We start from the raw sequence: 14,790 nt of genomic DNA on the forward strand, positions 1-14,790 counted from the left end.
GAGGCTCAATTAATAGTATAATTTATTTTAAAGTGGAAAGGAATGGAGGAAAAGCAATGGAATTAAATGAATTTCAGCATTGGGTGAAGGATTATTATGAGGCACGAGGTTGGTCAGAGCTCAATATTTTTACACGTATTGGCTTTCTAGCAGAGGAAACAGGTGAGGTTGCAAGAGCAATACGAGCAATAGAAATTGGTAGGGATCGACCAGATGAAAAAACGAACTCCTATGAGGAAAATAAACAAGAGCTTGTCGAAGAACTAGGCGATGTATTAGGGAATATTACTGTGATTGCGAACCAATATGATATTCCATTAGCAGAAATATTTGCAGCTCATCAAGACAAACTGTTGAAGCGTTATCAAGAGTAGGGGGGCTTCAGGTGGAGTATCAAATCGAGGTTTTATGCGAACAGCATGATGATTTTAGGACCTTTTTAACTGAAAAAATTCGAGCGTACAATAATGAACACTCCTTTCACCATCGAGAAAGTAGGCAGAAGGGTGCGGTTCGTCCTTTACATTTGATTGTCACGGATCAACAGCAGCAATGGATTGGTGGTATGACGGCTGAAGTTTATTGGGGCTGGCTGGAAATACATAAATTTTGGTTTAGTGAAGCGTATCGTGGAAAAGGCATTGGCAGTAAATTGTTAGCACAGGCAGAGGAGACAGCTCAGAAGATGGGGGCTACGAAAGCTCTGCTAACAACCTACGAGTTTCAAGCCCGTACATTTTATGAGGCTCAAGGCTATCAAGTAGTGGGGGAAATTAAAGATTATCCGCCAGGCAGTAGCTATTATTCAATGGTGAAAACGTTGAAGTAAGGAAGGGCTGTCTAGAGAAAAAGACAGCCTATTTTAATTGACGTCCCCTAAATAAATCGTTGTTTTTTGACCCTGTACATATTGTTGTAATAGAGGGATGATTGCTTTCGGATAAAGTCTGTAAGTATGTAGCTTTTCTATTGGTATCCATTCTGTCCCGACTTGATGACTATCTGGATTTGTTGGCTGACAGGCTAGCGTATGTAACTGACATAGAAAATAATATTCTACTTGGTGAACAGCTGCATCAAAGGCGGCATGTTCATGATTTTTTCCGATGTATTCACGAATAAAAAGTAGCTCCCCGATATGAACAGAAGACCCAATTTCTTCGAGACATTCTCTTTGCAGTGTCTCGTGGAATGTTTCTCCATGTTCTTGTCCGCCTCCTGGGCAAAGATAAAAATAGCCCTCTGGATCTTGGTTTTTTGTCAGTAATATTTTTCCATCGTCAATAATGATAGCTTTTAAAGAATTTCTGATCATAGGCATCTCCTTTTGGTTGTTAATTTTTAATGCATTGACTAAAACGCTTCATGAATGTCTACCTTAGTAAAAAGGGGAGATGAAGCGTGTATTCAATGTCCAATTTTAAATTACTTGTAGAAAAACAGGCTGAAATCGATACAATTTATCAGAAATGCGATGATTTAATTCAATCGACTGTCACACCGAAACTAGATGAAGAGGTCGGGCAGTTTTTAAAGCTCGTTGAACAGCATCTGACGAAACAAGGCTTTACGATTACAAATACTTCGACAGGCATAGTCGCCAATTATCAAGAGGCAGTCATTAATGTAGATAAACATTCTAAGCATTTGGAAGAATGGTTTTTTTTCAATTTAAATAGCTACGCTGAGGACCAAGTGGCGATTGTCTTGGATATCTCACCAATGATGCTACCTAAAATATCAAATCAACTCGATGGCTATACGGATATAATTGAGCAAATGACCGATAAGCTAAAGCAGGCCAAAAGCCTTGAGAAAGCCTGTACGGATCCAAAGTTCATCTATAAAACGCAAAGCAACAAAATTTTTCAAGCAGCACAAGAAGTAGTGGATTACTATTTTCAATAATGTCAGTGACAGGCGAAGCCACCCTAACAATATTGAGGGTGGCTCATCTGTTTTATTGCGATTTTTCATCGATTATCAAATAAATTTTCTCCCACAAAGCCACATTGTCAAGGATAGAACCAAGAAATAGAGTGGCATTGTCAGTAAAGAACCGTTGTGTAGCAAACTCATACCAGATGTGATTACACTGACGAGTAAGTAATAGCCGAGACTAAAGATAGCGCCTGCTGTCCCAATGACATCCTGAAAATTTACTAGTGCAAGACTTAGGCAATTAGGTAGTGCGATGCCTGAGCCTAACAGCATGATAAAAACGGTGATCATGATACCAATTGCAATCATTGTAGCATGCAATGGCAGCGTACAGACGATAGTCAAAAGTAAAGTGCCGACTAGCATCACCAAACAACCGACATGGATTATTTTTTGTGGTGGATGAAGGCTGACGAGTCGTTTTGAAATCATAGCCCCTATAATAGAAGCAAGGGCAACGATGATGCCAAGAAAGCCATATAAGCCAGGTGACACCTGGAAATGATCTATGAAGATAAAGGGTGCTTCGGCATAGTAGCTAAATAGAACACCATTGATGCCGCCAATGAGCAGTCCATAGACAAGCACTGTTGGCGAGGCAAACATGCGTTTAACGACTGGCCATATTGCAATCCGTTGTCTTATTGTAGGATTTGTTGTTTCAGGAAGTCTACAATAAGCATAGATGAACAACAAGATACTCATCACCACAAGGACAAAAAACACGGCTCGAAAGCCAAGAGCTTGATCAACCCAGCCGCCAATTAACGGCCCTATCGCAGGAGTAAAAGCGATGACGGCTGAAATTTGAGCAAACATGGCATGTCGTTTACTACCTGTTACACTTTCACGCAAAATGGTCTGCGTAATAATGGAACCAGTAGCGGCCCCGAACGCTTGAATGAATCGACTTGCTAGTAGAAAAGGGACTGTCTCTGCGTAAAAGCAGAGAAAGCTACCTATTCCATAAAAAATTAAACCTCCTAGCATGGCAGGTCGACGGCCAATGAAATCAGAGAGCCATCCCCAGCAAAAAACCCCTAATGCAAAGCCAATAAAATAAATGCTTAAGGTTAATTGGACAGAGCTATTGGATACACCAAGAGCAGCTGCAATATCCGGTAGAGATGGTGTGTATATCGTTTCACTAATTTGTGGAAAAGCCACAAGAACAATCATTAATAATAAAGATGGTACTGCCTGTTTTTTCAACATATTGCCCTCCTACAAGCAAATTCTACTTTGTTTGTTACAAGTAGATAGCGTAGCTAGGGAAACGGCGGGACCATTATTAGTATACGTTCATAGGATGTCATGTTGAAATCACCTTTATATGCTTGAAGTAGGAGTGCATAGTCTAGTAGCTATTATAAGCTAATTTACAAGTCTTATATAGCAATAATTGCTAAACCTATCAATTATTAAGAGATATTGCTTGTACATGTAAGAGGAATTTTGTAAAATGGAACAAACGTTCTTTTTATATCAAATTTTAGAGGGTGAACAAAATTGACAATAATCAGTGATCATTTATATCAGCTAACATTATTTACTTCTACCGATATTCAGGGTTTAATCGAGCTATCGGCTTCAGTCGGTTGGGATTACGATGCCCATGAAATTGAGACAATCATGACAGCAGGTCGAATTTTCGGACATAAAAATAAGGAAGGAAAAATTGTTTCCAGTGCTGCAATTATTCCCTATGATACAAATGTAGCTTCCATTGGCATGGTGATTGTGCATGATCAATGTAGAGGGTATGGCTTAGGTAAAATCGTTACACAAGCATGTATCGATAGTGTTTCAGAGGAAACAGCCATTATGCTTGTGGCTACGAAAGAGGGAGAACCATTATATAATAAAATGGGTTTTACTACTGTGGCATATGTCCATAAATATTTGGCTGATAAATTTGTGGAGACGACTAGGGAATCCGATTTTTTAGGCTCCATCGATGAATTTCAAGAACAGGATTTTGAACAGCTTGTTAAACTTGATGCAGTTGCATTTGGGGATAGTAGAAGAGTCTTTTTGCATAAAAGAATTCAGCAGTCCCAGCGCTGTGTTGTCGTGAAAAATCAACACAACGAAATGATTGGCTATGGCTTAACAATCGCAGGTCCAATTTATCTTCTTTTTGGACCAATCGTAGCGCCAAATAAGGAAATAGCGCACTATATTATCAATGAATTGGCTAGGGGCTACCAGGGGAAAGTACGTATCGATTGTCCGTCTATCCAAAAGGAGCTTAGTCCAATTTTAGAACAAAGTGGTTTTTCGTTGGCTGCAACACCGCCTGTCATGATCCGCAATGCTAAAGAAATGCCTCTTCGGAACCAAACATTATTTGCTCTTGCAGCACAAGCATTTGGATAAATAAAAAGTGCAAGCCTAGAAAGAAGGTTTGCACTTTTTTTATTGTTAAAAAAAGGATTTTGAAGGGAGTATAGAGAATGGTATGGATGGTAGAGGGGGAGTACGAGATGTTTCCAATTTTAGAAACGGAAAGACTTAGATTAAGAGAGCTTACACAAGAGGATGCACCTGCGATTTTTCGTTGTTTTTCGAATGAGGCAGTAACACGCTATTATGGGCAAGAACCCTTTGTCGATAAACAGCAGGCCGAACAATTAGTCAAGCAATTTGCCAATAACTTTGAGGGCAAAAGAGGAATTCGGTGGGGCATTGAACGAAAAGACACGAATGAAGTCATTGGTACGATTGGCTTTCATCTGTGGTTAGCTGCGCATAAACGAGCAGAAATTGGCTATGAAATTCATCCGGATTACTGGCGACAAGGTTATACAAAAGAAGCCGTACAAAAAGCGATTACGTATGGTTTTGAGCACTTGAATTTGAATCGCATCGGAGCTGTTGTCTTTTTAGAAAATGAGGCATCCAATCAACTACTGATGAAGCTTGGATTTCAACAGGAAGGCATTTTGCGAGACTATATGTATCAAAATGGACAAGCCTATGATACATTTATCTATTCTTTGTTAAAAACATGTGAATAGTTTAGTTTTTAAGATTGATATTTTACTTAAATATGGATAATCAATAATATTTTAGTGTGAGTTTTGAGGTTGCTTTTTTCGGTTATAGTACTAATATGAACAACAATTCATTTGTTCGTGCAAAAAAGTAACAGACAAGGGGCTGGGTGTTATGGAGCAATATAGCACAGCTTATTTTCAAAAGCTAGATTTACTAGCAAGCTTATATGCAGGGCAGGCCGCTTTAAAAGATTCAATACCAACTGAGAAGGTACACCAAATGGAACGCTATCAACAAATGGAAGCGGCAATTGCCAAACTAAATAACGAAATTAGACTGATTGAACGGACCATATTAAAGTCCTCCCATTCTTCTAGAAATGGTTGATAGTAGTTCAACCCATGTATGTCCAATACATGGGTTTTTAATTTGATAAGATTAACTTATGTATTTGTATAATTATAATAGATTTTTCTTATAGATTAAGCACATGTACACTAAAATAAAAGGGGAGGGTGAAGCGAATGGGTATTGATTTCCATAATGAGCACCATCGTACGTCTTATACAACAAGACAGGCAGACAGGTCGTGGAAGGAAGCGTTAGCGACACATATTTCTTTTCATCATATGGAGCGGGCTGTTGATATCGGCTGTGGTGGAGGCATTTATGCCAAGGCACTTGTCGATATGGGGGCAGCATCTGTAATAGCTGTGGATTTTTCACAGGCCATGTTAGAGGGCGCAATAGAAAATTGTCGAGCTTATCCCCAAATCACATTTGTCCAAGGGAATGCTTTCGATACAGGGCTTACAGGGAATACCTTTGATGTTGTGCTTGAACGGGCATTGATTCATCACATACAAGATGTCAAAGTATGCTTTCAAGAGGCATATCGACTCCTACGGGAAAATGGTTACTTTATTGTACAGGATCGTACCCCAGAGGATTGCTTACTTCAAGGAGATGCCCATCATATAAGGGGTTATTTCTTTGAAAGTTTCCCATCCCTCATTCAAAAGGAAGTGGAGCGAAGACATAGTAGTCAGGTAGTTACAGAAAGCTTAAAAGAAGTAGGCTTTCAAGAAATTATCGAGCTGAAACTATGGGAAACAAGACAGGTCTATGCCAATAAGGAGCAATTACTGGTCGATTTACAAGGCAGAGTGGGACGTAGTCTTTTGCATGAATTAAATGATGATCAATTAGCGGCACTTATTGAAGATATAAGGAAGGTCATCACGATAGAAGGCTCCATCATCGAAAAGGATCGATGGACGATTTGGATAGCTGTGAAAAAATAATGGTTACTATTTGGAGAGGCTAATAACTCTCCATTTTTTATTGGATCATTTCGATTTCAGCATCAAAATATTGCTCCATAAACCGGACTTGCGCCAAAATTTCCTCTACTGTATATGTTTCATTTGGCGAAGCAATGACCCATTTATTCTCGTTGTCATCTTTTCGATGAATAATGGCTACTAGGACACCAGTGAAAGAGTCAAGAGGAAGTTGCTTACTTTTAGCAATAATATACGCATCTTGCTCTTCTCCATCACCGCCCATCACTCCAGCAATATATCCATAATTAATAGGATAAACATTATGATAGCTATCTATGTAACCAACTGGTCTATCTATGACCACCGTCCATGTCTTCACATTCATCACCATCCTTCGTGATACGAAAAAACCCTCATAGCATCACTATAAGGGTGTTCATCCTTTATTGAACAAGTGCCAGCAGAAATTGATCGCGATTTGCTTCTTCCTGCATTTTACTATCGACAAGCATTGCACCTGATTGGACACTTGTGATGTCGTTATCTACAAGAAACTGTACATTAACTTTGGCCACTTCATTGTTAACGGTGCAATCACCCTCGAACTCTACTACATCCTGTCCCTTTTGCGTTTCAAAATAAACCCAATATGGATTTTCGCAGGCAGAAGCAAAGGCACCCTCTAATGTTTTTGCACTATTTTCATAAGAATAGTTTTTTACATATGTAATATAGTCATTGTCCGTAATATCTTTTTGTGGACCATAAAAGTACCAAAACACCCCTAATATACCGATTGGTACAATCCACAGTATATTCCTTTTACTTAATTTTCCCATGCTTTGTATCCCCCTTTATGTGAATATTTTAACATCTTCTTTTGTCTTTTTGCTAGCTTACGATAATATTTTCTATGGAAGGCCGTTATTTTGTTCATAGCGCTAGTTTTGAATTCAGGTGGCGGTTATGATAACGTTAGTTGGTAGATTTATTTCGATGTTGCTATTTCATTGATGAAGGAGGTTTTAGTATGCATAAAAGAAGACGTGGTTTGCTCCTTATTGTTGTGCTGATGTTAATGGGTCTACTCTTTTTTATCGGCATGAAAATGAGGCCAGCCACACAAACGACTAGAAATTCTGAGACAACTCCAGTCCAAGCGGATGTTTCTGAAAATTTTGAGAAGTTGATACAGGACATTGTCCATTTTGCGCAACAAGGAAAAGTACCAGATGTGCCATTTGCTGCGGGAGAGGCAGATCAACAGACGGTTCATCAGCAATGGGGGGAACCACAGCAAGTAGTTGAGTCAGCTAATGGACAATACGAAGATTATCAGGATGTGACGATTGGCTATCATGGTTCGCAGGCTTTCGATATCCGTTCATTTAAAGAGGGTGTACAGAAGATTCATTTAGCTGATATAAAAAAAAGCATGGGTGAGCCCGATGATGTTCGCTATTATCAGGATACAACGACCAATCAAGTCATTCTTGTTTATCAAGTGAATGACTCCTATCAATTAAAGTGGATCTTACCAAAACCGACCGACAACGAAGCCAATCCTGCTGTTCACCATATTTCGGTCTATACCGAACTCACACATCAAGCAACAGATGTAGTAGAGCAGATGACGTTGGACGAAAAAATTGGCCAAATGATGTTTGCTGGCGTTTCGGGTACGACGCTCCAACAGGAGACGACAAGTTTAATTCAAGATTACAAAGTAGGTGGTTTCATTCTTTATGCCAATAATCTTGAAACATCTCAGCAAACAGTAACGCTCATCAATGACATAATGGCTGCAAACACAAATAACCAGCTTCCACTTTTCATTGGAACCGACCAAGAAGGTGGAAAAGTAGTCAGATTACCAAGACCTTTAAAAAATTTCCCAACGAACAAAAAAATTGGGGATATTAACCAATCCAAGTTCTCCTATGAGGTAGGTCAATTACTAGGGGAACAATTAAAGACGTTTGGCTTCAACCTTGACTTTGCACCAGTACTAGACGTCAACAGCAATCCGAATAATCCGATTATCGGTGATCGCTCGTTCTCCAATAATCCCGATATCGTTAGCAAATTAGGACTTCAAACAATGAAAGGGCTGGAGTCGCAACAAGTAATTCCTGTCGTCAAGCATTTTCCTGGGCATGGTGATACTTCGGTGGATTCCCATTTAGAATTGCCAAAGGTAACCAAAAGCTTGAACGATTTAAATCAATTAGAACTTTTACCATTTAAAGATGCCATTGACAATGGAGCGGATGTGGTGATGGTCGCCCATATTTTATTACCAAAAATTGATCAACAGTATCCTTCTTCTATGTCGAAGGAAATCATCACAGGCATGTTAAGAAAGCAACTTGGCTTCGATGGCGTTGTAATGACCGACGATATGACAATGAAAGCCATCACCAATCATTTTGATATCGGGCAAGCCGCTGTAGATTCTGTGAAGGCGGGGAGTGATATTATTTTAATCGCCCATGAATTCTCCAATGTAACATCAGCCATCGATGCTGTGAAAGCAGCAGTAAATAAGGGAGAAATAGCAGAGGACCGCATTAATGACAGCGTCCGTAGAATTATGCAGCTTAAACAAAAGTATCAGCTTGACAATCAACCCGTGACGACGGTCGATGTCAATAAACTCAATGCTGACATCGAGCAAGTATTGAATACGTATATGAAATAATGAAGGAAAGGGACATGCGGCTATTTGTGTATGTTCCTTTTTTCTAATTTCTTAGTATAAATAAGAACAACATTCGGTTAACGAGTGAGGGGCGTTAAATAAATGACATTCATTTTGCAGATGTTTTACTCAACAGGATGGTTTCTTAGAGTGGATTAGCTATATTATTTCTTGGGATTTTAGTCATCAACTCTGTCGAGGAGCATTTGAAAAGATACTAAGAATTTGGATGGACAAATCAGCATGGAAGTGTTCGCTTGGGGAGACAAGCGTTATGCAGCAGAAATGAGAATAAAAGTAATTGATATTACAGTTTTAAAAAAAGTAGAAAAAACTATTATGTAATTTCCTCACCAAGACATCGAGTTGGTGGGGGAATTTCATTTTTATAATAAAATAGCGTTCCTTCAAAAATAACGTTCGGACATTGATTCACATAAACTCCCGTATATCTCTAGATAAACTTCGCACTATCTACATATAAACTACATTTTACTCCTATATATTTAGAGCTATCAAGGAGGTAATGTAAATGAATTTTATCAAACGTGCATTTTTAAGTGTTAAAGCAAGGAAGGGGAAATCGTTAATATTATTTACTGTATTTTTAGTAGTTTCTAATTTAGTATTAGCAGGTTTTGCAATACAAAATGTCTCTCAAAGGGCGAATGATCATGCTAGACAAACATTAGGTGTAGACGTGAGCCTTAGATTAGACGAAGAGAAGCTTATGGAAAATGTGGCGAAACAGCGAGAAGAGAATCCAAATGGAAAAATAAAGCACCCTGAACTTTTTGCAGATGAAGCAGACCATTTAGCTAAATCACCCTATGTAATAGACTACAACTATCTTAAAAGTGACATGTTAGTAGCGGATGATTTCAACCCTATTAATGGTGATAAAGGTGACGAAGGGGTAGTTGGAACAGTAGGTGGTAGTAACTCTGGCAACATGAAAATGCCTAATACATTTATCCAAGGTGTAAGGAGTTCTGATTTATTGCAAGATTTTACAGATGGAACGAATGAAATTATTGATGGTCGTCCAATTACATCAGAGGATACGAATAAGAAAGTAGCCCTAATTGAAAAACGGTTAGCTGAACAAAACGAGCTTCAAGTTGGTGATAAATTAAAAATTCAATCAATCGATGAAACATCGAAGGTAGAGTTAGAAATAATAGGGATATACAAAAACTCCGGAATAACTGACTTCGAGGGAAATTTACCAGCTATGATGCACCCATCTAACAAAATATACACTATTTATGACTCAACGAAAGAAATGTCTGAAGAAAGTGATGAAAAGAATGTATCCATTCACGAAGCCATTTACTACTTAAATGATCCAGAGAATATTCAGGATTTTAAAGCAGAAGCAAAGAAAACAAATATCGATTTCGATTTATTTAAGTTAGATGCGCATGATGCTCTATATCAAAAAATGGTAGGCCCTATCGAGAATATTGCCGCTACTTCCAAAATGATTGTCTATTTAGTTTCCATTGCAGGATCAATTATTTTAGGTCTAATTATTACGTTGACGATAAAAGAGCGACGTAAGGAATTAGGTATCCTGTTGGCAATTGGTGAAAAAAAGAGGAAATTAATAGGACAACTATTAGTAGAAGTACTATGTATAGCGATTCTAGCATTTGGTATTTCTATCATTACAGGTGAAACAGTGTCTCAAAAAATGGGAGATAGTTTATTACAGCAAGAAGTTATTGCTGCCGAAGATCAGCAACAAGAATCAAATACTTTAGGATTCTCGTTTGGAATGGTGGGTAAACAAGAAAAAGATGTTGAACCTATTGACAACATAGATGTAAGTATATCATCACAAGATGTGTTGAATTTAGGTGGGATAGGGTTATTAATTGCGATTTTATCAACACTCCTTCCAGCATTATCAATTCTTCGCTTAAATCCAAAAGAAATACTTTTAAAAGATGAGTAGGAGGCGTCACATGGACACGATATTACAATTTAAAAATCTATCATACTATTATCAAAGTAATAACAAGAAGAATACTTTATTAGAAAATGTAAGCTTTACCTTTGAAACAGGCTGTTTCTATAGCATTTTAGGACCTTCTGGTTCAGGAAAAACAACAGCACTCAGTTTAGCAAGTGGGTTAGATAACCCAAAAGAAGGACATGTGCTCTACAAGGGAAAAGATATACGGAAAATTGGTTTAGATAAATATAGAAATAAATATGTTTCGATAATCTTTCAATCATATAATCTCATTACGTATATGACGGCTCTTCAAAATGTCGTCACGGCAATGGAAATTACAGGGGTTAACATAAAAGATAAAAAGAGAAGAGCTCTTGAGTTATTAGAAATGGTTGGCTTATCGGAAATCGAAGCAAAAAGAAAGGTTTTACAGCTTAGTGGCGGTCAACAACAGCGTGTAGCTATTGCTCGTGCACTGTCTTGTGAAGTAGATTTACTAATTGCGGATGAACCAACTGGTAATCTAGATGAGAAAACTTCAGATGAAATTGTGAAATTGTTCAAAGAACTAGCTCATAAAGAAAATAAATGTATCATCGTTGTTACGCATTCACAGGAAGTCGCTAAACAGTCTGATAAGGTAGTTTATCTTGAACAACGAAATTTGGTTTGTAAAAATTTAAAGAAGAACTAACAATATAGCTGAAATTTTAAATGGGAGTGAAAAAAATGTGGACGAAAATCGCAGCATCCATTGGCTTAGTATCAATCGGAATAGCAATTGGCTTATTTGCGAACTTGATGAACTCAGGTGGAAACTTGGATCAAAATGAAACCAATATGTACCAAGATCATAATACGTATTCAGAAGATAAAATTCCAGATCAGCGGCAGTGGGAATCTCCGAATCCAAGAGGGGAAATGACGCCAGAACAGAGGGAGGAGTTCTCCTCAAAACCAGATGAATGGACACCAGAACAGAGGGATCCTTTCTCATCTAATTCAGAAGAAGATATGATACAAGGCTCTACATCTCCAAATTAATGCATTAAATGTATAGCTGAATTGTACCCTAAATAGAAGTGAAAAATAACATACATTCCCCCTAGGATAAACAGGTGAAATTTAATACATGTTTATCTTAGGGGGAATTTTGTGAAATTAATTAAACTCTTTATGTAAGAAATCTACCAGTATAGATTTTTATATGCTAAAGGATGAAAATGCTACAAATAAACCATATAACGACAAAAAAGAATCCATCTTTTTTACCAAATGGATTTCTATTTTGAATCATATTGAAAAATACGTCTAAGAGACTATACTCATTGCCATGTTAACAAGTGACGTCAAACACTTAAAGAAGATATCCTCTGCTCCTAATGCTTTAAGTGATACATATGTTAAACACGTACACAATAACAACATAAATACGACCAAAAACAACACTGGAAGTAGATTAAATTTATACATAAAAGCTTCTCCTTAGTTGAATAAGTTGAAAGAAAACGGCTATATAGACTTATCAATCTAGAAGGCCCATTCTATTTAATAAAATGAATTTTCTTCCTAACAACTAATGTACATGACCAATCTGGTATTTGTGTGGAGATATTGAGGTGTTTATGTAGAGAAATTGTTCTTCTTGATGTTACAAAACAAAGTCGTTAAGAAGCTCCATCTTTGTAAAGGAAGGTTGTTTAATATAATTTTAAAATGTGAAATATCTTCACATAAACTACAAATTGAGCGGTTATAATGGCTACGAGGGGGATCTATCGATGAACTATCATATTCTTGTAGTAGAAGACGATTTAGAAATTCAAGAATTAATTAAACAGTTTTTAATGACACAAAATTATTCTATAGAGATTGCATCAGATGGGTTAGAGGGAATGAAACGATTTAATACGCAAGCCTTTGATTTAATTCTTCTGGATGTCATGATGCCAAACCTTAACGGGTTTGAAGTGGCCAAAATGATCCGAAGTGAGTCAAGTATACCAATTATTATGTTAACCGCTTTAGAAGAAGAACAAGATCAAATGAAAGGCTTTGACCTAGGGATAGACGATTATATAACAAAGCCATTTTCATTTCATGTGCTGATTAGACGAGTACAAGCGGTTCTAAGAAGAAGTAATAATAAAAATAGAGTTAATCATTTGAATTTTAATGAACTTAATGTCGATTGTGACGGATATAAAGCCTATGTCAATAAGGTAGAAATACCGTTAACAACAAAAGAATTCGAAATTCTACAACTACTACTTCAAAATGAAAAAAAGGTGCTAACTAGAGAAATCATCATTGAAAAAATATGGGGATATGATTATTCAGGAGAAACACGAATGATTGACACACATATAAAAAATTTAAGAAAAAAATTAACTATACCCTACATTAAAACAGTCAAGGGTATTGGATACAAAATCGATGAATAGGATTGTACACATCATGAAGATGAAAAAAATAACCTATAAGCTCTTTATGATTACCTCTCTCATATTGTTATCTTTTGCCGTCCTGATTTATTTAATATTATACTTCTTTCTTCCAACATTTTATGAACAATATAAAACCAATCAGCTCCAATCTGGAATAGAAAAAATAATCCATAATTCTAAAGATTTACAATTGCACAATGCGACACCTCTTTTTGAGGACTACATCAAAAATAATAATGCCTTCATTTTCCTACAAAATAAAGAAGGAACGATTATCTATTCGCCTACTTTTATGATGCAGGGGATTACGCAATCACCAAATCTTACTGCGAAAGCAGCATTAATAAAGAATGAAGAAACGCTTACGAATGCATTTTCTGTTACTTTGCCAATTGAATTTCTAGATGAGGATAATTTAACGGTTACTGTACTTGCGACATTTCAGCCTATTGATGAAGCGTCACAAGTTTTAGTACGTTTTCTCCCATATATAAGTATCATTGTAGTGTGTATTGGATTGGGGAGTGCCTATTTATATTCAAGATTCATTACAAAACCGCTCATTTATATAAATGAGGGTGCGCAAAAGATGGCAAACCTGGATTTTTCCGAACACATCGTAGTTCGATCAAATGACGAATTAGAGGAATTATCCAATAGCTTGAATGAGATGTCGAATAATTTGCAACAAACAATGATTGATTTACAAATAGCTAATGAACAATTAAAAGATGATATTGAAAGAGAAAGAAAAATTGAAACAAAACGTCGAGAATTTTTCGCAACGATTGCACATGAATTAAAAACGCCTCTCACTGTAATGAAGGGATATATAGAAGGAATGATTTATCATATCGGCCCTTATCAAGATCGTGATGTCTATTTAGAAAAAAACCACAAAATAATTGAAAGAATGGAGCAATTGGTTCGAGAGATATTGAGTATGTCTAAACTAGAACAAGATACCTTTAAACTGCAATTGGAAGAAGTTAAAGTTTTAGAATTATTTGATTCGGTAACAAAGGATCTCGGTTTTTTTGCTTCTGAAAAAGACATTCAGATCATAAAACAAATTTCTCCTTTCATGTATATAAGGACAGATCGTGACTTATTAGAAAAAGCCTTTAAAAACATTATCCATAATGCGATTATGTATTCGCCGCAAGGAGAAACAGTATTGATAGAGGTAACTGAGTTTCCAAAAGAAAATCAGGTTCAAATAAAAGTAATTAATACAGGTGTCAAAATCAAAGAAGAAGAAATCCAACAATTGTTCGAGCCATTTTATCGAATCGAAAAATCCAGAAATAGAGATACTGGTGGAAGTGGACTAGGTTTATATATTGTAAAACAAGTTTTTGAATCCCTTTCGATCATTTATTCAATGAAAAATACAGAAGAGGGCATTCAGTTTATAGTTACTATACCTAAATGAATAAGGAATAAACTGCA

At 36.8% G+C, this 14,790-nt stretch carries 17 protein-coding genes; 13 read left to right on the plus strand and 4 right to left on the minus strand.

Annotation, left to right across the window (positions count from 1 at the left end; genetic code table 11):
* Positions 1-56 precede the first annotated feature (56 nt).
* Together GJU32_RS04815 and GJU32_RS04820 are read left to right on the plus strand one after the other, a co-directional pair.
* Complete coding sequence (locus tag GJU32_RS04815) at positions 57-374, plus strand: MazG nucleotide pyrophosphohydrolase domain-containing protein (RefSeq protein ID WP_155590818.1); 318 nt, start codon at positions 57-59, stop codon at positions 372-374.
* Positions 375-385: 11 nt separating this feature from the next.
* On the plus strand, positions 386-829 hold the full coding sequence (locus tag GJU32_RS04820; protein ID WP_155590819.1) for a GNAT family N-acetyltransferase: 444 nt from the start codon (positions 386-388) through the stop codon (positions 827-829).
* A 33-nt stretch (positions 830-862) separates the two neighbouring features.
* Here GJU32_RS04820 and GJU32_RS04825 read toward each other — a convergent pair whose 3' ends face one another.
* Entirely contained in the window at positions 863-1,315 is a 453-nt protein-coding gene (locus GJU32_RS04825; protein WP_155590820.1) for an NUDIX domain-containing protein, read from the minus strand.
* Positions 1,316-1,410: 95 nt separating this feature from the next.
* Here GJU32_RS04825 and GJU32_RS04830 point away from each other — a divergent pair, with 95 nt between their 5' ends.
* Positions 1,411-1,908, plus strand: a complete 498-nt coding sequence (locus GJU32_RS04830; protein WP_230874937.1) for a hypothetical protein — start codon at positions 1,411-1,413, stop codon at positions 1,906-1,908.
* Between the two features lie 75 nt (positions 1,909-1,983).
* Here the strand turns inward: GJU32_RS04830 and GJU32_RS04835 are convergent, their stop codons facing one another.
* Complete coding sequence (locus GJU32_RS04835; protein ID WP_196426595.1) at positions 1,984-3,153, minus strand: multidrug effflux MFS transporter; 1,170 nt, start codon at positions 3,151-3,153, stop codon at positions 1,984-1,986.
* A gap of 297 nt (positions 3,154-3,450) precedes the next feature.
* On the opposite strand from GJU32_RS04835, the gene GJU32_RS04840 reads away from it, so the two are divergent.
* From GJU32_RS04840 to GJU32_RS04855, 4 genes are all read left to right on the plus strand, one after another.
* Positions 3,451-4,320, plus strand: a complete 870-nt coding sequence (locus GJU32_RS04840; RefSeq protein ID WP_230874938.1) for a GNAT family N-acetyltransferase — start codon at positions 3,451-3,453, stop codon at positions 4,318-4,320.
* Between the two features lie 107 nt (positions 4,321-4,427).
* Positions 4,428-4,961, plus strand: a complete 534-nt coding sequence (locus GJU32_RS04845) for a GNAT family N-acetyltransferase (protein WP_155590823.1) — start codon at positions 4,428-4,430, stop codon at positions 4,959-4,961.
* Between the two features lie 151 nt (positions 4,962-5,112).
* Entirely contained in the window at positions 5,113-5,328 is a 216-nt protein-coding gene (locus tag GJU32_RS04850) for a hypothetical protein (RefSeq protein WP_155590824.1), read from the plus strand.
* 137 nt (positions 5,329-5,465) lie between these two features.
* On the plus strand, positions 5,466-6,245 hold the full coding sequence (locus GJU32_RS04855; protein ID WP_155590825.1) for a class I SAM-dependent methyltransferase: 780 nt from the start codon (positions 5,466-5,468) through the stop codon (positions 6,243-6,245).
* Positions 6,246-6,282: 37 nt separating this feature from the next.
* On the opposite strand, the gene GJU32_RS04860 is transcribed toward GJU32_RS04855, so the two are convergent.
* Entirely contained in the window at positions 6,283-6,606 is a 324-nt protein-coding gene (locus GJU32_RS04860; protein ID WP_230874939.1) for an inorganic diphosphatase, read from the minus strand.
* Between the two features lie 64 nt (positions 6,607-6,670).
* Complete coding sequence (locus GJU32_RS04865; RefSeq protein ID WP_155590827.1) at positions 6,671-7,066, minus strand: glucosamine 6-phosphate synthetase; 396 nt, start codon at positions 7,064-7,066, stop codon at positions 6,671-6,673.
* Positions 7,067-7,257: 191 nt separating this feature from the next.
* Between GJU32_RS04865 and nagZ the strand changes: the two genes are divergently transcribed.
* The 6 genes from nagZ to GJU32_RS04895 all read left to right on the plus strand — a co-directional run bounded on the left by nagZ (position 7,258) and on the right by GJU32_RS04895 (position 14,773).
* Positions 7,258-8,928 carry a beta-N-acetylhexosaminidase gene (gene nagZ, locus GJU32_RS04870; protein WP_155590828.1) on the plus strand — a complete coding sequence of 557 codons (1,671 nt, stop codon included), beginning with the start codon at positions 7,258-7,260 and terminating at the stop codon, positions 8,926-8,928.
* 532 nt (positions 8,929-9,460) lie between these two features.
* Positions 9,461-10,888 carry an ABC transporter permease gene (locus tag GJU32_RS04875; protein ID WP_155590829.1) on the plus strand — a complete coding sequence of 476 codons (1,428 nt, stop codon included), beginning with the start codon at positions 9,461-9,463 and terminating at the stop codon, positions 10,886-10,888.
* A 10-nt stretch (positions 10,889-10,898) separates the two neighbouring features.
* Positions 10,899-11,585: an ABC transporter ATP-binding protein gene (locus GJU32_RS04880; protein ID WP_155590830.1), complete on the plus strand. Its 687-nt coding sequence runs from the start codon at positions 10,899-10,901 to the stop codon at positions 11,583-11,585.
* 35 nt (positions 11,586-11,620) lie between these two features.
* Positions 11,621-11,935: a hypothetical protein gene (locus tag GJU32_RS04885; RefSeq protein WP_155590831.1), complete on the plus strand. Its 315-nt coding sequence runs from the start codon at positions 11,621-11,623 to the stop codon at positions 11,933-11,935.
* A gap of 737 nt (positions 11,936-12,672) precedes the next feature.
* On the plus strand, positions 12,673-13,335 hold the full coding sequence (locus GJU32_RS04890) for a response regulator transcription factor (RefSeq protein WP_155590832.1): 663 nt from the start codon (positions 12,673-12,675) through the stop codon (positions 13,333-13,335).
* Positions 13,328-14,773, plus strand: a complete 1,446-nt coding sequence (locus GJU32_RS04895; protein ID WP_155590833.1) for a sensor histidine kinase — start codon at positions 13,328-13,330, stop codon at positions 14,771-14,773. Before GJU32_RS04890 ends, GJU32_RS04895 begins: the two co-directional genes overlap by 8 nt.
* Positions 14,774-14,790 lie beyond the last annotated feature (17 nt).

Source organism: Lysinibacillus cavernae, assembly GCF_009724685.1.
GTDB classification, from domain to species: Bacteria; Bacillota; Bacilli; order Bacillales_A; family Planococcaceae; genus Lysinibacillus; species Lysinibacillus cavernae.